The sequence below is a fragment of the Suilimivivens aceti genome, from assembly GCF_025567405.1.
Taxonomy (GTDB): Bacteria; Bacillota; Clostridia; order Lachnospirales; family Lachnospiraceae; genus Suilimivivens; species Suilimivivens aceti.
The window spans coordinates 32554-53421 of record NZ_JAOQKJ010000016.1; the positions used below are offsets into that span (position 1 = coordinate 32554).

At 43.0% G+C, this 20868-nt stretch carries 27 protein-coding genes; 2 read left to right on the forward strand and 25 right to left on the reverse strand.

All coding sequences use genetic code 11. From position 1 onward, the window contains the following. Positions 1-10: 10 nt before the first annotated feature. From OCV77_RS14720 to OCV77_RS14785, 14 genes are all read right to left on the reverse strand, one after another. The gene (locus OCV77_RS14720; protein WP_262575769.1) at positions 11-934 is read right to left on the reverse strand and encodes an SH3 domain-containing protein; all 924 of its coding nucleotides are present in this window, start codon (positions 932-934) and stop codon (positions 11-13) included. Positions 935-958: 24 nt separating this feature from the next. Next, positions 959-1792, reverse strand: coding sequence for a formate/nitrite transporter family protein (locus OCV77_RS14725; RefSeq protein WP_262575771.1), 834 nt, complete (start codon positions 1790-1792; stop codon positions 959-961). Positions 1793-1918: 126 nt separating this feature from the next. Further along, complete coding sequence (locus tag OCV77_RS14730; protein ID WP_262575773.1) at positions 1919-2575, reverse strand: YkgJ family cysteine cluster protein; 657 nt, start codon at positions 2573-2575, stop codon at positions 1919-1921. 14 nt (positions 2576-2589) lie between these two features. Continuing rightward, positions 2590-3573, reverse strand: coding sequence for an aldolase catalytic domain-containing protein (locus OCV77_RS14735; RefSeq protein ID WP_262575774.1), 984 nt, complete (start codon positions 3571-3573; stop codon positions 2590-2592). Between the two features lie 174 nt (positions 3574-3747). Then, complete coding sequence (locus OCV77_RS14740; protein ID WP_262575775.1) at positions 3748-5031, reverse strand: O-acetylhomoserine aminocarboxypropyltransferase/cysteine synthase family protein; 1284 nt, start codon at positions 5029-5031, stop codon at positions 3748-3750. Then, entirely contained in the window at positions 5028-5261 is a 234-nt protein-coding gene (locus OCV77_RS14745) for a DUF896 domain-containing protein (protein WP_262575777.1), read from the reverse strand. The genes OCV77_RS14740 and OCV77_RS14745 overlap by 4 nt, the downstream gene beginning before the upstream one ends. Positions 5262-5271: 10 nt before the next feature. Continuing rightward, the gene (locus OCV77_RS14750) at positions 5272-5523 is read right to left on the reverse strand and encodes a kinase to dihydroxyacetone kinase (RefSeq protein ID WP_118799213.1); all 252 of its coding nucleotides are present in this window, start codon (positions 5521-5523) and stop codon (positions 5272-5274) included. Between the two features lie 83 nt (positions 5524-5606). Continuing rightward, a complete protein-coding gene (locus OCV77_RS14755; protein WP_262575778.1) occupies positions 5607-6977 on the reverse strand; it encodes an MATE family efflux transporter in 1371 nt (456 codons plus the stop codon). Positions 6978-7080: 103 nt separating this feature from the next. After that, positions 7081-8421, reverse strand: coding sequence for an MATE family efflux transporter (locus OCV77_RS14760; RefSeq protein ID WP_262575779.1), 1341 nt, complete (start codon positions 8419-8421; stop codon positions 7081-7083). A gap of 21 nt (positions 8422-8442) precedes the next feature. Beyond that, entirely contained in the window at positions 8443-8607 is a 165-nt protein-coding gene (locus tag OCV77_RS14765) for a hypothetical protein (RefSeq protein WP_262575781.1), read from the reverse strand. A 225-nt stretch (positions 8608-8832) separates the two neighbouring features. Beyond that, entirely contained in the window at positions 8833-9300 is a 468-nt protein-coding gene (locus OCV77_RS14770) for an LptM family lipoprotein (RefSeq protein ID WP_262575782.1), read from the reverse strand. Between the two features lie 603 nt (positions 9301-9903). Next, a complete protein-coding gene (locus tag OCV77_RS14775) occupies positions 9904-10875 on the reverse strand; it encodes an alpha/beta hydrolase (protein WP_262575783.1) in 972 nt (323 codons plus the stop codon). Between the two features lie 2 nt (positions 10876-10877). Then, positions 10878-11642, reverse strand: a complete 765-nt coding sequence (locus OCV77_RS14780) for a carboxymuconolactone decarboxylase family protein (protein ID WP_262575784.1) — start codon at positions 11640-11642, stop codon at positions 10878-10880. A 3-nt stretch (positions 11643-11645) separates the two neighbouring features. Further along, a complete protein-coding gene (locus OCV77_RS14785; protein WP_262575786.1) occupies positions 11646-12185 on the reverse strand; it encodes a flavodoxin family protein in 540 nt (179 codons plus the stop codon). A gap of 106 nt (positions 12186-12291) precedes the next feature. Here OCV77_RS14785 and OCV77_RS14790 point away from each other — a divergent pair, with 106 nt between their 5' ends. Both OCV77_RS14790 and OCV77_RS14795 read left to right on the forward strand, forming a co-directional pair. Further along, positions 12292-12729, forward strand: coding sequence for a MerR family transcriptional regulator (locus OCV77_RS14790; RefSeq protein ID WP_262575788.1), 438 nt, complete (start codon positions 12292-12294; stop codon positions 12727-12729). A 534-nt stretch (positions 12730-13263) separates the two neighbouring features. Next, the gene (locus OCV77_RS14795) at positions 13264-13503 is read left to right on the forward strand and encodes a DUF6061 family protein (protein ID WP_262575789.1); all 240 of its coding nucleotides are present in this window, start codon (positions 13264-13266) and stop codon (positions 13501-13503) included. A 285-nt stretch (positions 13504-13788) separates the two neighbouring features. Here the strand turns inward: OCV77_RS14795 and OCV77_RS14800 are convergent, their stop codons facing one another. The 11 genes from OCV77_RS14800 to OCV77_RS14850 form a co-directional block, all read right to left on the reverse strand. Beyond that, positions 13789-14415: a DUF3879 family protein gene (locus OCV77_RS14800; RefSeq protein WP_262575800.1), complete on the reverse strand. Its 627-nt coding sequence runs from the start codon at positions 14413-14415 to the stop codon at positions 13789-13791. A gap of 121 nt (positions 14416-14536) precedes the next feature. Continuing rightward, positions 14537-14791: an HTH domain-containing protein gene (locus OCV77_RS14805; protein ID WP_306723472.1), complete on the reverse strand. Its 255-nt coding sequence runs from the start codon at positions 14789-14791 to the stop codon at positions 14537-14539. Between the two features lie 13 nt (positions 14792-14804). After that, positions 14805-15455: a hypothetical protein gene (locus OCV77_RS14810; RefSeq protein ID WP_012744349.1), complete on the reverse strand. Its 651-nt coding sequence runs from the start codon at positions 15453-15455 to the stop codon at positions 14805-14807. 26 nt (positions 15456-15481) lie between these two features. Then, positions 15482-15883, reverse strand: coding sequence for an HTH domain-containing protein (locus OCV77_RS14815; RefSeq protein WP_262575790.1), 402 nt, complete (start codon positions 15881-15883; stop codon positions 15482-15484). A gap of 162 nt (positions 15884-16045) precedes the next feature. Further along, entirely contained in the window at positions 16046-17110 is a 1065-nt protein-coding gene (locus OCV77_RS14820) for a hypothetical protein (protein ID WP_262575791.1), read from the reverse strand. Positions 17111-17259: 149 nt separating this feature from the next. Next, positions 17260-17472, reverse strand: coding sequence for a hypothetical protein (locus OCV77_RS14825; protein WP_055288240.1), 213 nt, complete (start codon positions 17470-17472; stop codon positions 17260-17262). 3 nt (positions 17473-17475) lie between these two features. Then, complete coding sequence (locus OCV77_RS14830) at positions 17476-17625, reverse strand: hypothetical protein (protein ID WP_242854980.1); 150 nt, start codon at positions 17623-17625, stop codon at positions 17476-17478. Between the two features lie 36 nt (positions 17626-17661). After that, positions 17662-19194: a hypothetical protein gene (locus tag OCV77_RS14835; RefSeq protein ID WP_262575794.1), complete on the reverse strand. Its 1533-nt coding sequence runs from the start codon at positions 19192-19194 to the stop codon at positions 17662-17664. A 65-nt stretch (positions 19195-19259) separates the two neighbouring features. Continuing rightward, positions 19260-19622: a hypothetical protein gene (locus OCV77_RS14840; RefSeq protein WP_262575796.1), complete on the reverse strand. Its 363-nt coding sequence runs from the start codon at positions 19620-19622 to the stop codon at positions 19260-19262. Then, entirely contained in the window at positions 19619-20206 is a 588-nt protein-coding gene (locus OCV77_RS14845; protein ID WP_015517457.1) for a hypothetical protein, read from the reverse strand. The genes OCV77_RS14840 and OCV77_RS14845 overlap by 4 nt, the downstream gene beginning before the upstream one ends. A gap of 9 nt (positions 20207-20215) precedes the next feature. Further along, the gene (locus OCV77_RS14850) at positions 20216-20800 is read right to left on the reverse strand and encodes a hypothetical protein (RefSeq protein WP_015517456.1); all 585 of its coding nucleotides are present in this window, start codon (positions 20798-20800) and stop codon (positions 20216-20218) included. Between the last annotated feature and the right edge of the window lie 68 nt (positions 20801-20868).

Sequence of the window (20868 nt, forward strand, 5' to 3'; positions counted from 1 at the left end):
TAACACTTTTTTATTCTTTGCTGTTTTTCTTCAGTCTTTCAAGCTCCTCCTGTAATTCCTGCAGCTTATCCATAGCCTTCTGCAGATCACCGGAGGAAGCCTTTTCTTCCTCTTTCTTCTTTTCCAGTTCTTCCTCTTCCTGTTTTTTCTTCAGGTAACCGGTCACACACTCCGGCTGAGGTACCGGTTCATCTTCAAAATACTTGGGATCAATGTGAAGCTGATAATCCTCTTCCCGAAGGACATAAGGCTCACTCTTTGACTGCTTCTGCGCAGATGATTCCGGGGCTGTTTCCTCCTCTGTATCCTCTTCCCCGGCATCTTCACCGTCATCCTCTATTTCCTCTTCGTTGCTGTCATCCTCGTAGTCTTCTCCGTCCTCATCGTCATCTTCGTAGTCTTCGTCCTCGTAATCTTCCTCATCTTCATCCTCATCATCCTCATCAACTGTCTGACGCATACTGCGGATCGTAAGGAAGATCATAATAATGATGACAATGATAATAAAAACAATGGCAACCAGCTTAAGTGCACTGAAGCCTCCCTCTTTCTCTGGTAGTTCCCCGGGTGCTGTGCCATCTCCATCCTGCGGATTGTTATCAGCAGGTGGCTCTGTCTGCTGTACCGTCATATATTTCCCGTAAATATAGCCTTCCTGTCCCTGATAGGTGACTCTGTACCACCCATCTGCTGTCTCTCCGGTAACAGGAATCGTTTCTCCGACTCTTACCGTACCGATCTTGTCATAGTCGGTACTTGGCCCCTTTCGTACATTAACATCACTGGTGATCTCACCCTGCGTAGAAAGCTCTGTGACCTGAAACTCTCCCTCCGCATGGACTGTAACCGGGAAGAGCAGAAGCAGCACTGCCAGAACCATGGCGAATGCCGTTCCTATTTTTTGTCCCCTCATCTGCAAATCCGTCTTCTTCATCGCATTATCCTCCAACCGGATCCCCTACTTACCCTCTTTATTAACATACCAGAGAGGAAGACCAAGTGTTACCATTCCTCCGATCATATTTCCAATGGTTACCGGCAGAAGATTTCCGACCAGGAAAGAGCCAACGTTCAAAGCAGCAAGCTGATCCGCCGTATAGCCATACTGTTCCATGGCCATCTGCACGTAAGCCGGATTCAGCTTGCAGAGAAGTCCTGCTGTGATGTAATACATATTGGCAACGCAGTGCTCAAAACCGCAGACAACAAACAGCATGATAACGAAAAAGGAAACAAACAGTTTTCCTACAATATCTTTGGAACAGATCGCCATCAGTACGGCTACACATACCAGGATATTACACAGAATACCGGATACCAGTGCTGTGCCAAAGGAAAGGCCTGTCTTGCCGACAGCCACCTTGATCGTATAAGCGCCAAGCAGATTAGAAGAATAACCAAGCTGCCCGCTGAAATAAACACCAAGTGCCAGAAGGGCTGCGCCCACAAAATTTCCAATATAAATAAAGACCAGCTCCTTGATCATCTGTGCCATGGTATTCTTCTTCTCCACGGTCGCTACGATCATCAGGCAGTCACCGGTAAACAGCTCTGCTCCTGTCAGAATGACCATCATCAGGCCAACCGGGAATACCACACCTGCTACCAGCCTGGCAAGTCCTACATTGCCGATCGCATGACACGCCACACTGCTGCCTGCCGCACCCATGGCGATCATCATACCTGCCAGCATGGCCTTGATAAACAGCTTGTCAAAGGGTGTCTTTATTTTGCCGTCACAGGAAGCACTGTATCTCTGTACGGCTTCCTTGATTGATAAAAAGTTATCCATTATGTTCTCCATTCCGGAATGCTATCTTTTCTCTTTTGCATTCTCTGCTCATATGCTCCCTATTATAATGGATAATTGCGTTTTTGTCTAATCGTACAGCAAAAAAGAAAGGAGAAAAGAAAGGAATCAGAGTACCGCCCCCGCCTCTGAAAGTCTCTCATAAAATGCTTCATAAAACGCATCTCCGTAGGGCTTCTGGAAAAACTGCTGCAGCAGGAACAGATTGATTTTCTTTGGGATCTCCTCATTCTCTGCCTCTGCCAGTTTTCTTTCCGTATCCTTCAGGAAAAAGTGCCAGTCCTTTACAAACCGCTCATACCTTGCAAGCTCCGGGATCCCCAGCCACTTTTTCAGCTTGACCTTGGTTTTGTTCGGGTAGGGGCATTCACGCACCTGCAGGAAATATCGGAAATCTCCGTTTTCATAGATCCTTCCCATGGGGAACATCCGGCAGAATCCCGGGCGATAATCATGGATCATGCAGCGTCCGGCATCGTCAAGGAAAGTACAGCCGCCCCTGCCTTCCTTCAGCTTTAAATGAGGCAGGATCACACCTTCCACCACAGATAGTTCTATCCTGCCGCCTGCAAGCAGTCCCTGAAAGTCGGTTTCAAGTGCCTGGCAGAGCTGACTGATATCATAAGGATCCAGAATGATGGTATCCTCCACCACCCTGCAGCACTCAGAGCATCCGCTGCAGTCATTACAGCCGAGCTTCACCATATCTGCCGAGGTATAAAGCCTTCCATCTGATACTTCCTGTAAATCGATCTCCCGTTCCATAATCCTCCTCCGGATTACAGGGTATTATCGATCAGCTCCTGATAAAACATGGCGTAATCCGTTCTTTTTTCCTTTTCAAACTGAATGGCAGAAGAAGGATGACTGTTCAAAATCCCCGTCAGAAGGTATGGAAGATCAAATCCCCAGACAGCGCCCTCCTCTTTCAGCTTCAGTATATGCTTTTCCACAAAGTTCATAATAGCAATCTTATTATACTTCGGATTACGCAGAAAACTCAACAACAATTCCATGTAACAGTTACCGGCTCCACGCCCCATGCCGCTCACGGTAGCATCCAGATAGCTGACACCTCTTGACAATGCCTCAATGGTATTCGCAAAGGCAAGCTGCTGGTTATTATGCGCATGGATACCGATCTTCTTATTATACTTGGCTGCCACGTTCAGATATTTGTCACTGAGACGTTCAATCTGCTCGGGATAAAATGCTCCGAAGCTGTCTACCAGATAGATCACATCTGCACTGCTCTGTGCCAGCAGCTCAAGTCCTGCATCCAGTTCTTCATCATTTACTTTGGAAACAGCCATAATATTTACGGTTGTTTCATAGCCTTTTTTCTTCGCATCCTCCAGCATTTCAATAGCAGCCGGAATGGTATTAATATAAGTAGCCACACGGATCAGATCGATCACGCTGTCCTTTTTATTCAGAATGTCCTTCTTGTAATCGGTTCTTCCCACATCTGCCATGACCGACAGCTTCATATCAGTCTTATTGTCCCCAACAATATCCCTGATGTCTTTTTCCTTACAGAATTTCCATTTTCCAAACTTCTGCGGATCAAAAATCTCACTGGATGCCTTATAGCCAAACTCCATATAATCTACACCTGCCTTGATATTGGCAAGATAAAGATCCTTTACGAACTCATCCGTAAAAGCAAAGTTATTGACTAATCCTCCATCTCTCATGGTGCAGTCAAGCACCTTGATATCCGGTCTGTAGGATACCAGTGATCCCTGTCTCTGTCGACTCATTTTTGATTCCTCCTGTGTTGTCCGTCCGGCCTGTTCATATTCTCTCGTTTTCTTTACAATACTTCTTTTATCTTGCCGGTATTTTAGTGCTTTAAAGCGTAACGCTTTAAACTGTAGCTATTATGTCATAAAATAAAGAAAAACGCAACAGAAATTCTGCTGCGTTTTCCTCTCTCAGATAGCCTGTAGTGCCTGTCTCAGATCTTCGATCAGATCCTCTTTATCTTCAAGTCCGCAGGAAATCCGGATCAGCCCTGCCGGTACACCTGCCTCGATCAGCTGCTCCTCCGTCATCTGCCTGTGTGTGGAGGTCGCCGGATTCAGACAGCAGGTTCTGGCATCTGCCACATGCGTTTCAATGGCAGCCAGCTTCAGGTGCTTCATAAAGGTTTCCGCTGCCTCTCTGCCACCCTTTAATTCAAAGGAAACCACCCCGCACCCTCCGTTTGGAAGATACTTCTTTGCGATCTCATAATATTTGTTTCCGGGAAGTCCGGGATAATTTACATAAGCTACCTGCTCCTGCTTTTCCAGGAACTCTGCCACTGCCTGTCCGTTCTCCACGTGTCTTGGCATCCGCACATGCAGGGATTCCAGTCCAAGGTTCAGGATATATGCGTTCTGGGGAGCCTGGATACAGCCAAGATCCCTCATCAGCTGGGAGGTACACTTGGTGATAAAGGCACCTTCCCTGCCAAACTTTTCTGCATAGGTGATCCCATGATAGGACTCATCCGGTGTACAGAGACCAGGGAATTTCTCTGCGTGAGCCATCCAGTCAAATTTACCGGAATCTACGATCGCTCCGCCAATCGCTGCGCCATGCCCGTCCATGTATTTCGTTGTGGAATGGGTCACAATATCCGCACCCCACTCAATAGGTCTGCAGTTGACAGGTGTCGGAAAGGTGTTGTCCACGATCAGCGGTACACCATGGCTGTGTGCTGCCTTTGCAAACTTCTCGATGTCGAGAACTGTCAGTGCCGGGTTTGCAATGGTTTCTCCGAATACGGCTCTTGTATTTTCCTGAAAGGCTGCATCCAGCTCTTCCTCCGTACAGTCAGGAGAAACAAAGGTTGCCTCCACGCCCATCTTTTTCATGGTCACATCGATCAGGTTGAAGGTACCTCCATAAATGGAAGAGGATGCCACGATATGGCTGCCAGCCTCACAGATATTGAACAGGGCAAAGAAATTCGCTGCCTGTCCTGAGGATGTCAGCATGGCTGCGCTGCCGCCCTCCAACTCTGCGATCTTGGCTGCTACATAATCATTAGTAGGATTCTGGAGCCTTGAATAAAAATAGCCGCTGGCCTCCAGGTCAAAAAGCTTTCCCATATCCTCGCTGGTTTCGTATTTGAAGGTAGTTGACTGAATGATCGGTATCTGACGTGGTTCACCGTTTCCAGGTGTATAGCCTGCCTGTACACATTTGGTACTCATCCTGTAATTGCTCATTCTGTCCTTTCCTCCTTTGTAATGGGTTTCTTCCTGGTTACCTTTTCAATACTGCCGTCCGGTCTCTGGATCTCCATATGATCCAGCTGACCCTGCAGATTCTTCTTCACACTGTCAATATAAGCCTGCCTCAGCTTTTTCTGTTCCTGCTTTTCCTCTTCAGAAAGCCCTTCCTTCTTCGACTTGTGGTACAGCTCGTTGATACGCTTAATGGTTTCGTCCATTGTCATGGTTCTGTTCCTAGCCTTTCAGTCCACGTGCCTGTCTGTCCATATCCTCTACAACGATGTCGTAGATCTCTCCAAGAGTAGAGCAGTACTCAAGAACCTTCCATGGCTCATTGGTATGATAATGGATCTTGATCAGATCCTCATCTCCTACTGCAAGCAGACAATCACCTTTAAAATTCTCTGTAAAATAATCACTGATCACATCTTCATCAAGATCCTCTCCCTCGATCAGAAGCTGTGTATCATATCTGAACTCTAGCATCCTTACATCCTCCTTATGGTTTTTACAGGCTCATTATACCTGTATTCAGCAGGATATGCCACTGTTTTTTCTCTATCGAGAATTCATCTCACCTTACCCTGCTGTCTGCCGGCCGGCAGCCACTTTGCCGTGCAGGCATAAATGATGATCATCACAGCCCCAAGTGCCCAGGATACCGGATACAGCAGATAAACGCCCTCGATCGTTGAAAAATGCGGAAGCACCAGCCAGATCCAGAAAATACGGAACACACACAGGGACAAAAGAAGTACCACCATGGGCGGAATGCTTTTACCGACTCCTCTGAGCGCCCCGGACAGACCATGCAGGATACTCAGGATAAAATAAAATGGGCAGAAATACTTCATAGCCAGCTTTCCGCATGTGATCACCTCTGCATCCCTTGAGAACATTCCCATGATCTGGTCATCAAAGGTCAGAAGCAGGGCTCCTGTCAGTACCGTATACACAAAGCCCATCGCCAGTGTCACATACATGCCCTTCTTTACCCTGTCATAGTTTCCGGCTCCATAGTTCTGTCCGGCAAAGGTTGTCACCGCCATACTGAAGCTCATGACCGGAAGTATATTAAAGCCATCTACCTTCAGGTAAGCCGTATAGCCTGCCATGGCAGCTGCCCCAAAGCCATTGACACTGGTCTGCACCAGTACGTTGGACAGGGAAATGACCATATTCTGGATTCCGGTAGGCAGTCCCACCCGGATCATGCTGCCTGCGATCCGCCTGTGGATCTTCAGCTTTTTCAGCGAAACCTGATAGCTGTCCTTTACCCGCATCAGGAAAGCCATGGACAGAATACAGGAAACTGCCTGGCTGATATCTGTTGCAATTGCTGCCCCTGCAACGCCCATGTCCAGAATGGCAATAAAAAGGATGTCCAGTATGATATTGGTGAAAGAGGCAACAGCCAGATATAAAAGGGATCTTTTGGAATTTCCTGCTGCATTTAAAATGCCTGCTGCCATATTATAAACAATACCAAAGAACATACCGGCGGAATACAGCCTGAAATAAGTAACTGCCTGCTCCATAACCTCTTCCGGGGTCTTCATCCATTCAAGAAGCTGCCTGCTCAGGACAATTCCCGCGATAGTCAGCACGATACCAAGTATCCCTGCAATCACAAGCGATGTATGTACGGCATCAGAAACGCTCTTTTTGTCCCCCGCCCCAAGATACTGTGCCACGATCACACCAGCACCTACTGCTGCGCCCTGGCTGAAGGCGATCAGAAGATAGATCATGGATGAGCTGGCTCCAACTGCTGCCAGCGCGTTGCTTCCAACAAAATTTCCTACCATGACGGAGTCTGCTGTATTGTATAACTGCTGCAGCAGATTTCCCAGGATCAGTGGTATGGAAAAGAACAGTATCTTCTGGAAGATACTGCCCTCTGTCATAAGTCCGTTATTATTGTTTACTGCTGTTTTCATGCTGACTGTGTCCTTTGTGCTTCTGTTTGTTCTGATTTTATTCTATTCGTCATAACAGACTTTTGCAAGGATTTTCCTCCCGGGAGCGTGCACAGGACTCTTATCAAGATGGCTCCACTTTCTCAGTCGGCCAGGATTTTCTGAGTGCCGTATAGGAAACCAGGAAGTTAGCAAGCCAGCCTGCCGGCACGGCAAGCCAAACAAAATCAATACCAAAACGCGGAGCACAGATCAACGCCACAGACAAGCGAATCGCAAGGTTTACCATATTGGCAATGAGGAACGGACGCATGATTCCGAGTCCGCGAAGAACTCCATCGGTCGCCATTTTAATTCCCATAAAGATAAAGAAGTAACCAAGCCATCTCATATAATCCCCAGACACCTGATAAGCCAGGGCGGTTCCGTCTTTTCCGAGGAACAACGAGGAAATCTGCGTGTGCAGCGTTTCAATGACAAGGAAGGCAAGAGCCGCAAAACACACATCCAACACCAATGCTGCGTGATAGCCTTTTTTGATGCGCGGGATTTTGTTTGCGCCAAGGTTCTGGGAAACATACGGCGAAACCGCATTACCGATGGACACGAAAATCAGGGAAAAAACATTCTCCACCCTCATTGTTGCCGCGTACCCGGCGAGTGCCTGTGTACCGAAAGGATTTACCACCGCCTGTACGATCATCATACCGATAGATACGGTAGACTGCTGAAGAACCGATGGAACAGCAATCCGAAGCATCGAGCGCAGCTCCTGCCCATCAAACCAGGCAAAGCTACTCCTATACCGCTGCATCCGGTAAAAGAAAATCAAAAGTGAAAGCACAGCCGAAATGCCCTGTGCAATCAAAGTTGCAAGCGCCGCACCGAACACACCAAGCCCCAGACCGGCTACCATCCAAAGATCCATCACAATATTCAGGATGGATGAAAAGATCAGCAGTCCCAGGGGAATTTTTGATTCACCGATGGAAGTGAACATGGTAGAGAGAATATTGTACATGAACAAAAACGGAAAGCCCGCAAAATAGACCCGCAAGTACAGCACTGCTTCCTCCAGAATATCGGGAGGAGTCTGTAATCCGCTCATCATCACATGGGAAAAGCAAAAGCCAAAGACACCAAGGATGATACTCAGAAGCAAAAAGCTGATCAGTGATGTAGACACAATGGTTTTCATTTTTCCATACTCCCTGGCACCGAAATAGCGGCTCACAAGCACACCTGCACCAACACCGGCACCCAGTGCCACACAAATGAAAACATTAGTAAGCGCTGCACAGGCACCAACCGCCGCCAGTGCGGAGGAACCAACAAACTGACCTACGATAATGGAGTCAGCCATATTATATACCTGCTGAAAAAAGCTGCCGAGAATCATCGGCATTGCAAAAACCGTCAATGCTTTCAGCGGCACATCGGTAATTAAATACTCATCTTTTGACATGATCATATTCCTTCACGCCTTTCAACTTTTTATTCGAAAATACAAGCATAGCAAAAAACATATTTTATAAACAACTGCATTCTTTTCCGGAAGAACCGTTGTAATCTGAGAGTATTTTCCATCATCCCTGAGGGAATTTTGTTCAACTTTCCCCAAAAGGTAACCATACTCATAAGAAATATCCACAATATGTACCTCCCCTCAGTTACTTTTCTATACACTACCATACTCTACTTTCTATTACAAGAATAGGTGATTGTGGTTTATATTTCACACGCTTCACGAGCTCAACGGGGTCACGGCCCATAAAAAGAGCAGCCGTTTTCTGGATTGAAAATAACTGCTCATGGTTAATATATTCAGTTGTTGAGTGGGTGTTACCTATTTGATAAACTGGAAAATGAAAATTTTTTATTGATACTCATCTGTCTGAGAAAAAATCTGTGTTGTTCCAACAATATCTTCATGACTACTTTGAGTTACAGTGACCTCCAAATGATCACCCTTATTTTCGATATCCGCTTTTATATCATCTCCCCTATCATCTTTGCCGCTAAAGCTGAGAATCCCTGTTTCAGAATCATAAGTTCCAATTGCGTTTTCGACATAAAGCAAATGGGTAACGCTATATTCGATACTATATGTGCCATCATCCTTTTTAGTAATATTCAGAATTTCATCAAAATCATTACTATAATAGCCTTCTTCTGGCATTTGGAATTTTGAGGCAGCGGTATTTGACTGAATTTCGCCATCTGCGGTAGCAGTATCTGACTGAGCTTTACTATTTGGCAAGTCATTTTTTTGAGTGTTTCCACATCCTGCTAATGTAAAAATTAAAAGTCCCAAACTTGCCATGCTTAATATATATTTTCCCATTTTTACCTCCAACCTTTATTCTGTCGCTTCTTAGATCTTATTTGCAATCGTAGACAACTCCGAAATAATGCTCGCCATTAAGATACTTTCCGGAACCGCATCAAAATTTTCTTCTGTAACAGTAACGGTTCACTGCCCTTGAACCATTCCTTAAAGAAAAATCATCTTCTGTTCATTCATTGACACCATCTGTAAACGGTACCTTGTGGCTATAAAATTGGGCAAATGCTTAAACTCTACATCATCATAGGTAACCTTGACTCCCAGAACTTTATCGAGATATTCCATGTCATCACCTGCAATCTTAACTCTTTTTTTGTATTATAACTCTTTTTGAGTTAAGAGCATTTAAAAATCAACATTATTAAAAATTATTTTTACAAAAAAACCGATGCAACATGAGCATTACACCCACACTGCACCGGACATTCCATCATCAACTGCTCTGTCTATTTTCTTCTTCCTTCTGCACTTCCTGCTCATGCAGCTGCTCTTTTTTCTAAAGAGTCTGTATTTCGTTTCAGTACATCCGATGCAGAAACAGCAGAAACTTGATATAAACCTTCCTCCAGATGCTTACGCAAAAACACATAATATGCCGCTTTATCTCAAATACTCCGTAAAGAATGCATTGAGCTTTTCAAACGGAATGATGTCCATCTGATCGTAAAGGTCAGTGTGGCTTGCACCGGGGATAATGAGCAATTCCTTGTTGTCTCCGGTCAGCTTGCTGTAAGCCGTCTCGCTGAAATAGCGGGAGTGCGCTTTTTCTCCGTGCACCAGCAGTACGGCGGAGCGGATCTCGCTGCTGTATTGCAGGATCGGCATATTCAGGAACGACAGCGAGGAGGTCACATTCCAGCCGCCGTTGGAATTCAGGCTGCGGGGATGGTAGCCTCGCGGAGTCTTATAGTAGGCGTAATAGTCCTTTACAAACTGCGGTGCGTCCTCCGGCAGCGGATCGACCACACCGCCTGCCAGCGCGTAGCTGCCCTTTTTATAATCCTCGATGCGCTGTGCATTCATGGCTTTTTTCTTCTCAAAGCGTGTCTGCTCAGAATCCTCAGCATCAAAATATCCGTTGGCAGTTACACGGGTCATGTCGTACATGGTCATGGCCGCTGTAGCTTTGATGCGGGTATCAATGGCAGCAGCGTTGATCGCCATACCGCCCCAGCCACAGATACCGATGATACCGATGCGCTCTGGGTCAACATTCTCCTGCACGGAGAGGAAGTCCACCGCTGCGCAGAAATCCTCGGTGTTGATGTCCGGTGAAGCGACATAGCGGGGTGTACCGCCGCTCTCGCCGGTGTAGGACGGGTCAAAGGCAATCGTCAAGAAGCCAAGCTCTGCCATTTTCTGTGCATACAGACCGGAGGACTGCTCCTTTACCGCACCGAACGGACCGCTGACGGCAATAGCGGGCAACTTGCCCACCACACTCTTTGGCGTGTACATATCCGCCGCCAGTATGATGCCGTAGCGGTTGTGAAAGGTTACTTTCTTGTGATCCACCTTGTCGCTTTTCGGGAACACCTTGTCCCATTCCTGTGTCAGATTCAATTTTTCCATATTCAGACCTCCTTGCCTGTTACCTTAAAATATACTGTGTTGTCCACGGCTTCCAACCATTCATTGGAGGTTTCATCCCCTGGAACCTCTACTGCCAGATGAGAGAACCAGCTATCCGGTGCTGCGCCGTGCCAGTGCTTTACGCCAACAGGAATATTTACCACATCGCCGGAACAAAGCTCCTGTGCCGGTTTGCCCCATTCCTGATAGTAACCTCGACCAGCCACACAGACGAGGATCTGTCCGCCGCCGCTTTTGGCGTGATGAATGTGCCAGTTGTTACGGCAGCCGGGTTCAAAGGTCACATTGTAAATGCCGACCTGCTGCGTAGAAAGAGGTGCGAGATAGCTTTGCCCGATAAAGTATTTCACAAAGTCATCATTGGGTGTTCCGATAGGAAATACCATCTCGTTCTGGTGTTTGGCTTTTGCGTCGGCAGCATCGTCCTCCGCCCATACCTCCTTTGCCATACGGAAGGCCGCCCACGCCTTAGGCCAGCCCGCATAAAATGCCGCATGAGTCAGGATTTCCGCAATTTCCGTTTTGGTTACACCGTTGTTCTTTGCTGAAATCAGGTGGTACTGAAAAGACGAATCCGTCAGTCCCTGTGCCATCAGCGCCACCACTGTTACAATGCTGCGGTCTCGCAGGGAAAGCTTGTCTTCTCGGCTCCACACCTGCCCGAACAGAACATCATCATTCAATTCCGCAAATTTTGGAGCAAATTCCCCTAGAGCATCTCTGCCTGCCGTTTGTTTGATTGCCATGGCTCACACCTCCTTGCCCATCTGATAAGCTTGCTCCAGTGCAATATGACCTGCGATCTCTCCCACGCCGTTTACACCGCCCGCAAACACTGTGCCAACCAGCGCGCAGTTGGGGAAGCAGTCCACCCAGCCCTGCACAGCTTTCTCTGTGCCCGCAAAGGTTTCCGGTGCGTCCTCTGCCGCTGTTGCCAGCAAGTAGGCTTTCGTAAAGGCGTAGTCCGTATCGAACAATGGGTTGGCACGGTCCAGCATAGTCTTGAGCTGACCGCTGACGCAGTAATAGTAGACGGGGGTTGCGAACACCAGCACATCCGCATCGTGCATTTTGGCGGCAATTTCCACGGCATCGTCCTGGATGACGCAGTGCCCCAACTTCAGGCAGGCAAGACAGCCCTTGCAGAAGTCAACCTGCTTTTCCCGCAGATATACGGTTTCTACCTGATTGCCTGCCTCCCGTGCGCCCTTGGCAAATGCTGCCGCCAGCGTTTCGGAGTTGCCGCCCTTACGGGGACTTGAGGAAATGATTAGTACCTTTTTATTCATCGTAGAACACTCCTTGCATTTTTATATTCTTTGTGTTATTCTCATGGTAATACCTAAACCTAACTTTAGGTCAAGATATTTTTTGAAAATTTGGGGAGGGAAATTTATGTATTCTATTGGACAGGTGGCAGAGATGTTCGGATTGCCTATCTCCACGCTGCGCTATTATGACAAGCAGGGACTTTTTCCGAACATGGAACGAGTATCCGGCATCCGCAAATTCGGTGACACGGAGATTGAAGCACTCCGGGTCATTGAATGTCTGAAAAAAGCTGGCATGGAGATCAAGGACATCCGGCAATTCATGGATTGGTGTGTAGAAGGGCCGTCCACCTACCCGCAACGCAAGGCACTGTTTGAGGCGCAACGGTCGCACATGGAGGCAGAGCTTGAGCAGATGAACCGCACTCTGGACATGCTGAAATTCAAATGCTGGTACTATGAGCAGGCAATCAAAGACGGCAGTGAGGACAGACTAAAGACACTGATTCCCGACCACTTGCCGGACGGAATCCGAAAAGCATATGAAAACGCACATAGCTAACCTTTCCGTACTCCGTATCGTCTGATTTTGTCGCAATCGTAGACAGCTCCGAAATAATGCTCAGAAGATCATTTTTGACTTCCTCTTTGCTTGACTCGCTGCCCATCAGAAGATAATCCGTGCTGACATGGAGAATGCAGGACAGTTCGATCAGCAAATCAATGGAGCAGCTGCACTCTCCGTTCTCCTTGCGGCTGAAAAGCCTGTAAAATAGGAAAAGTTAGAAAGATATTTCTGCAAACTTGAATTGAGATTTTATCTATTCCAAGGGATTTAATAACTGATATATTTTATTATCAAATATCTCCCAAGTCCTTGAAAACACTAAGTTTATCACAGGTGAGCTTTCCTCTATTGTTTCCCTTGTGTTATATCGTCCCACCAGTGTTTACGAACTCTGATAAGGGTAAATACAAGGGCAAAAAAATCTGATAACACATTATAACACAAAATGAAAATGACATGGTGAACTGATTGAAATGCTTCTGATTTTTGTAACAAATGATTGATTGAATGATAAGGAGATTTGATACGATGAGAACAATATTTGCAGAATACAATCCACAACGTAATAGTATTGATGTTTATACCTCTGCGGGCTATATGCTCCGCATTGACTGTTGGGAAGCAGAAAAGAATTTAAAAACTACACCCGGCTCAGATTGTGCTTTAAATGCACTTGCTATTGATGAACCTCTAGAATATGCAAAATTATATCTTGATGGAACAATGCAGATATGGGTTGATGCAGAAGATTCATTAGAACTATGGTAATTTTTTCAACATCGTTTATTGAGAATAGTCATTTTACCGTGCATATATATTCAATATCTTTTTATCCATTATAATGAAATTAAGGGCTGGTCTAATGCCAGCCCTACAAAAATGAAAATTCACATAGAAAATAAATTTACAATTTTTCAGATATAAACCTGTTATCAACAAATACAAAAATAATTTATATTATCGTATCTATTGATATGATACATATTTCAAAGAGTTACCAGAAGTTTTTGAAAACTTTTTCCCTTGTGATATTATTATCTAAAGCTCCTAATTTTATACTGATACATCAATAGAATTGCGAACTAACCTATTACCATTTTTGACAAGAGTAGATTCCACTGATTCTCTTTTGACATTATCAAGAATACTTGTATCAAACTTTTGTCCTGGTTTCCAATTTGGATTAGCTGATTTCACTGCTGCATACATAGCAGCTTTATATTGTCCTTCGTATTGCTCTAAAGTCCATGTACCACTTAGTCGTTTGTCTTTGCTTACACTTAACTGATAATCTTTGAAAATATCTGAACGCTTCGTTGTATCACCATTTGAAAGACCATTTTCCTGAATAAATTCCTTCTTCACATTATCAAACATCTTTTGACGATATTCCTCAGATACACTTGTGAGTTGCTGCCACGATGTACCTTTGCCGGTAACATCCATTCCTGCCACTCCATTTGCATTCAGCAAATCACCTTCTGAATCAAATTGCTTCATCAGATTCTTAATAATGGTATCTCTTCCACCGAATGTTTCATATATCATTCTTTCTTCTGGTGACATCATGGCTTCATTTTGCATAATACCAGATAACCAGCCTTTTTCTTTCAAAGCCTTATATTGTTTGCTATTTGTATTGATGCCATTATACGTGTTACCTAATCCGCTGATATTCATTGCCATATAAAAACCTCCTTGTAAATAAATTCAAAATCCGTTTAGAATTAACTCAATGTTATATGGTATATATCGTCATAAATCTCCAAGAAATAAATTTCACCGTTAAGTGCCCTCACAATTATACAGGTAACTCACAATCCTTTAGCCAAAATCGCAGTTCCATAACAGTCACAGCAATTTTATATTTTACTTCGATTTCAACTTTTTCTGGCGGATTGGCTAAAAGCCTGTCAATATCCTGTTCCTCAACATCAGCCATTTTTGCTATCGTTAGCTTGGATATGCCATGATAGGAAACAAGCACTTCCAAAAAACCGCTTAATTGCTTATCCTTATCTTCAATCGCTCCAAAATACAGAAATCCTACTTCTATTTAAAATTCTGAATTATGAACTCAATTCCGTTACCAGTGAAGAATATCTTTTTGTCCGGTTCTTTATATCCTCCTCACTGACACCATAATAACAATATAAATCTCTGGCTATTTTCTTAAACCTTTTTATGACCGACTTATTTCCAGAGTAAGATATTCCAAATATATTCCAGGTATAATCTACCTCTATTTCCATTAAATCCTCACCAATTTTTATTTCATATAAATGAAAATCCATGGGAATTACATTATCAGGCATTTGGTCAATCAATTTATTTCTAATTTCCATTTCATTCAAAAAATTTTTAACAGATTCTTCATTATGAAAATCTGGTTTTGGAATATCCTTCCTTTGGCCCAAAAGTTCTGGTTTATGCTGCATAATCAAACTAGCTTTTAGATTTTTCTGTCGTTCTATCCAATTTGTTGCGGCAGGATTGATTTCCACTAAATCATAATGATCCTTTGCGTATTGCACCACTTCCGCAAGGGTATGCGGGTTGGCCGCTATTCTCTTTTCTATCCTTTTTCGTCTGGATTGATAGATAGCATTTCGGATTCTAATCTTTAGAGATTGCTTTTGAGCTTCTCCAAATATAAAAACACTTGTGGGACCATCTTCACCATTTATTATGGAAACTTGATTGATACTTTTATTTTTCATAAGTGCCCTCTACTCACAAATCCCGATTATATCGGTGATTCACAATCTTTTAGCCAAAATCGCAGTTCCATAACCGTCACAGCAATTTTATACTTTACTTCGATTTCAATCTTTTCTGGTGGATTGGCTAAAAGCCTGTCAATATCATTTTCCTCAACACCAGCCATTTTTGCTATCGTTAGCTTGGATATGCCATGATAGGAAACAAGCACTTCCAAAAAACCGCTTAATTGCCTATCCTTATCTTCAATCGCTCCAAAATACAGAAATCCTGCTTTACTAAGTATTTTAAGACGCAATGCAGGATCATCTGGCAAACATTCCACATTGCCCATTACTACTCCATCTATTGTTTCTTCAGTTATTTCTAAATATTTTGAAAGAGTATTTTTATTAAAACGATACTCCTCAATTAAAGAAGTCAACATTTCTGAAATATATTTTTTTTATCATATTTGTGCCTTAATCTCCACTTGTATCATTTACAATATTGCTTGTAACAAGTGTCCCTATGTGAAAGGCACACTCTACACTTTATTGTTGTTATCTTCCATTTTCCGAGCAATTATAACTTTTCCAATCTACGTTTATCAAATGCTCCAAAATTTAGATGCCAGCTCCCGATTTATGATAGATGAGAGAAAATTAGGATTATTATTCTGGAGCACTTTCAGACTTTCAAAAAAAGCCGCTTTATTCTCTGTCTTTATATCTGAAAAAGTTGCATCCAGCTTCTGATCTTTTACATTTTTCTCCACATATTCCTCCGACTGCTTTTCGTAATTATCAACCATCGAAGGATTCTTTTTCACTGCCCCTTCATACCAATTTGTAAGGTATTTTAATGCATTAAGCTGTCTGTCCTCATTGCTGCTTTCTTTACTAATCTTCTGATATTCCGTGTATGCACTGCCGTCCATCGTCCTCATCATATCAAGCGCATTTGTAGTCTTTACTAGATTGCTACCATGTCCAAGATATGTACCTTTCCCTACTCCATAGTCCATATTTCCGTTATTGTCAGCTTTTCCTGCGCTCGCAAGCTTTGCGATAGACTCCATTGCTTCCAAAAATGGTTTTCTGCTATCTTCCGGGATAAAATTCTCTGCCGCATATTCCGCTTTTTTCATACCAAGTGAAATATTTGCCTGCCGTTCTTCCTCTGTCATAGAGCCAGTATTTCCAACAAGGAAATTCTGACGGATGATATCATACACAAATCCCTGTTCCTCTTTGCTGCAGTTCTCTACCGCAGATGCAACCGCCTTGTCTGCACCATACATTCCGGAATATGCCGGAAGTTCTAGTGAGTTATCAACCTGCGTAATTTCTTTTTGGAACGCTGCATTTCTCGCCTCCATTGATTCCCGCTGCTCCTGTGTTACATTGGCATCCACTATACCTTTCTTGTTTTCCACAAGTGCAGCCATTCCATCTCCCGAAAATTCAACAATAACCGCATCTCCATACTGCGAACCGATGTCCTTCATCGCCTGCAGGGTTTCTTCCCTTGACATCTTGTCCATAATCTTATTGCCATGTTCATCTGTAGTGTTAAATTCATACTTTACAAGGGTGTCTTTCTTATATATACCATTCCCATATGAGGGAATATTCGTTGTTCCTCTGTAAAACTGACTGTAATCAATATTCATAATATACACTCTCCTCTACTTTATTTTTTCTTAGGTATTTGTGAAATACCAAAAGTCTCATAAATACAATATTTTTACCACATAAAACATACTATATTTTTATAGTTTCATACTTGTATATATATCTTATACAAACATATAATATCTGCCTAAATCATCAACTTTATATACATTATTTCCGGTATATGATCTAAAGTGATCGTAATATCCTTATTATAGGTATCCTTCGCGAAACTTAATGCCCGGTACTCTGTAATATTGAATTCGTAATAGTCCACATCCTCCGTATCCGATAAACTTCCCTTTAAATATCCGTCCGGCTTATTGATAAGTGCCGTCAGATCCAGTGTTCTTCCAAACACATCCTAATCCGTATATTTATTTGTTTTCCAGAAATAATCATTGGAAACTTTACTATTTTCTACTGCAATATTTTTATCAGTGGGTAAACCTTTTTTCTTAAAATCATATCCCACAAGCTGCGCATGCATCTCTACTGTGCGGGTTATTACCATCTATTCATTCTCCTTGTGTATAATTACTTTTCATAATCATAATACTTTCCTGAAACTATACGCATACATATCCGAATACATGTTATCATGCGGTTGTGGCGTCAGCCTTCTATCCAATGCCGCCATATCCACCGTAAAACCACTGTCTGCCACAGAAAAAGCACCATTACTGAATTGAAACTCCGAAGTAAAGTCTGGAATCCCCAGATCACCGCTTGTCCGGTTATGTCCTATAATATTTATCAATGCATCCTTTATCCGCTCTATCTTGGCATTGTCCTTTGTTTTGTTAATCAGATTAGCAGCTTTTTCCGGCAGCCCGCCAATCTTTCCGTCTGGTGTCAGGTAAAGGTTCTCCAGAGAAATATCTTCTCCCGTAACCCCTTTTAAGTAACGCCTGACTTCCTGCACATCCGTGGCATACTGGTAGGTATTGGACGACAGATTTCCCACACTGTCAGCAATTCCTGTGTAATACTGATACATCCGGTCACTGTACTTTTCCTCTACCAGTTTCTGAACCTGTTCCCGGACTTCCTTATCTTCGATACCGCTCACTGTTACATTCCCATTGCTTTCAATCTTTATCTGCATTCCCTCCAGCTCATCACGGGAGATACCTTTGCTTTCCAGATCCTTTACAAAATCCTCGGAAAAATCATTTTTCAGTTCCGCCTTCTGCTGTGCTTTCTCAAAATCTTTCAGGTTTGCAAAAATCTTCACATACTCCGTTTCCGCATCATCCAGTGTCTTTCCTTCTGCCATGTCCTGCAACAATTCATCCACTGTGCGCCCGCCTTTGTATTGTTTTTCTTCCGGCAGACTTTCAAACTGCTTCTGGTGGAGTTTCTCCATTTCTTTTGTATAATTTTTCTCTGTATCCATCAGGACTTCATTATATTTGTCGAGGTATTCCCTCCAATTTTCATCTTTCCGGCTGTATGCACCGTGAAGGTTCCCGAATGCCTCCCTTATGGCATCGGTCTTTTCCTGTTCTTTATTTTCCGTAACCTTGAAACTGATTTTATAATAATCATCTGGAGAAACTTCTTCCCCATTTTTGTTTTCTATTTTGATACAATATTTATTGGTATTTGTATCCCAGTTCGGGATGGTCAGTGTTTTCCGTCCTTCCCCATCCCATTCTGCCTTTCCGACCTGATTGCCATATTCATCATATAAGGTGAGGTCATAATCGCAGCCTTCCGGCATGTCCATATAGATTTGGACACCGAAGTAATTCTGTATCGTCCGGTTAAAAGGGATGGAAAAGTTGTAGAAATCCACATCCTTTTTATCGCTGAGACTTCCTTTCAGACTGCTGGTTTCGTCCTTGATCAGAAAATCCAGATCCAGAAATGTACTTTCCTTCTTGTCAGAAACCTCATAAGTAGTATGCTGTCTGCGATAAGTGTCATTGCTGCCAAGTGTACAGGTATCCTCTTGAAGTGTCATATTTTTCTTCAGTTTTCCTTCAAAAAATGCCACTGTTTCCTTTCCAGACATGAAAAAAATCGGTTTTTGACGAAATGCCGCCCCATATGTAGAATGATTACTGTTTATTTCCATTTCTTATCCTTCCTCCCGAAAAATATCTTACCTGTATTCTTATGCTTTCCTGTCAAAAGATGAGCCTACAGTATAACAGGATTATCCGGTAAAATAATACTGCTTTTCTCATATGCCGCCGCCAACCGGCTATTTAGATATTCGTTTTGTACAGCTTTTCGTCTTGCCTGTGCTCTTTTTACTGCTTCCTTTTCCTGTTCTTTCATAAGTTCTTCCATTCTTTCGTGGCGCTTCTCCCACCAAGATTCTCCGTCATTCGTTGTTTCTGATCCACTCTTTCCTACTGGACCTGCATAACCGTAACATTCTTCCGGTGACGCTCCAATAACATCAAAGCCAACATTATTTGATCCTACCGGTAAGCCTTGAACGGAATATATAGATATTTTCCTCCAAATTATAGACCTTATTTTAATTGCATACTTCATGCCTTCATATCAAAATTATCTTGCAATATTATGTTTTCACCTACACTACCAGTCTTTTCTTTACTATTTAATGCTTTTCTCGCCTCACTAAATGCCTCATAATATGTCATTTTTAATGCTGAATGAACCTGTGACTCTGCTTTTGTTTCTTTTTCCTGCCAGCCTACTCCCCCTGTATAGGTCAAAACTTCTTCGCCCTCTTCATTGTATACATGAATTGCCGAGCCTGTCCCTGTTCCCTGATATTTTGCCTCATAAGGTATTCCAAACAGCATACAGAGCCATTTTTTGTCTGCTTCCTCAACTTCTTTCATTGCTGACATTTTACCTGAATTCATTGATTGACTAAACTTTCCAATTAAAGCAGCTCTATTCGGGGCTACTTTGCTTACTTCCGTCTTTCTCAAATTCATAAATGCATTTCCCATATATACATTGTCCTGTGCATCTTTTTTTGCCAGATCAACAATCTTCTCTTTTAAAGAATCCGTTAATTTCCATTTGTTTTTTTTAGAAGATTTAGAAACATTTTTATTCGATGTGTTCCACACTTTTGCTGTGCTATAATTATTTGATATTTCCATTTAATTGAATCACCTCTCTGTTCTGTCATTTATGTAATCATACAATTCCTTATATGACAGATAACCTGATAAGTTGTTCGAATCATATTGTAACTGCATAAATTCTTTAATCATGCTCATATAGTCTTTCTTTTCATTTATGCTGTCAGAATCATAAGTGATGTTGCCATTCACACCACCAGCCGCATTCATGAAATCTCCAAAAGCATTTTTCGTAAAGCCTTCTACATCACTATATGTTGTATATGCAAGCATTTCCAAATAACTTGCATTTCTTGGATCAACATCATTTATCTGTACATTTGTATCTGTGTAATTTCCTTCTTTGTCCCAATATCTTACCCTGTATTCTGGGTTTGCCGAATCATATGCATCTGATTTATATACAGATGCACTACTGCCATCCGGAAATCCTACTGCTGTTAATGCATTTCCACTATCTTCTGTTCCCGACATATGTAATGTAATATTAGAAGATGTACTGCTTACATTTGATAACAAACCGGAATTCATACCGTTCGCTTTCGCAGTGTTTCTTTTTGTTCCTGTATAATAATTTGAATAATTATAACCGTTAATTCCTGCTATACTCATTTTCGTTTCCTCCATTTTTATAGGTGTCCTTTTTTATCCATTACAATTTTCTGCTATTTTATCTTCCC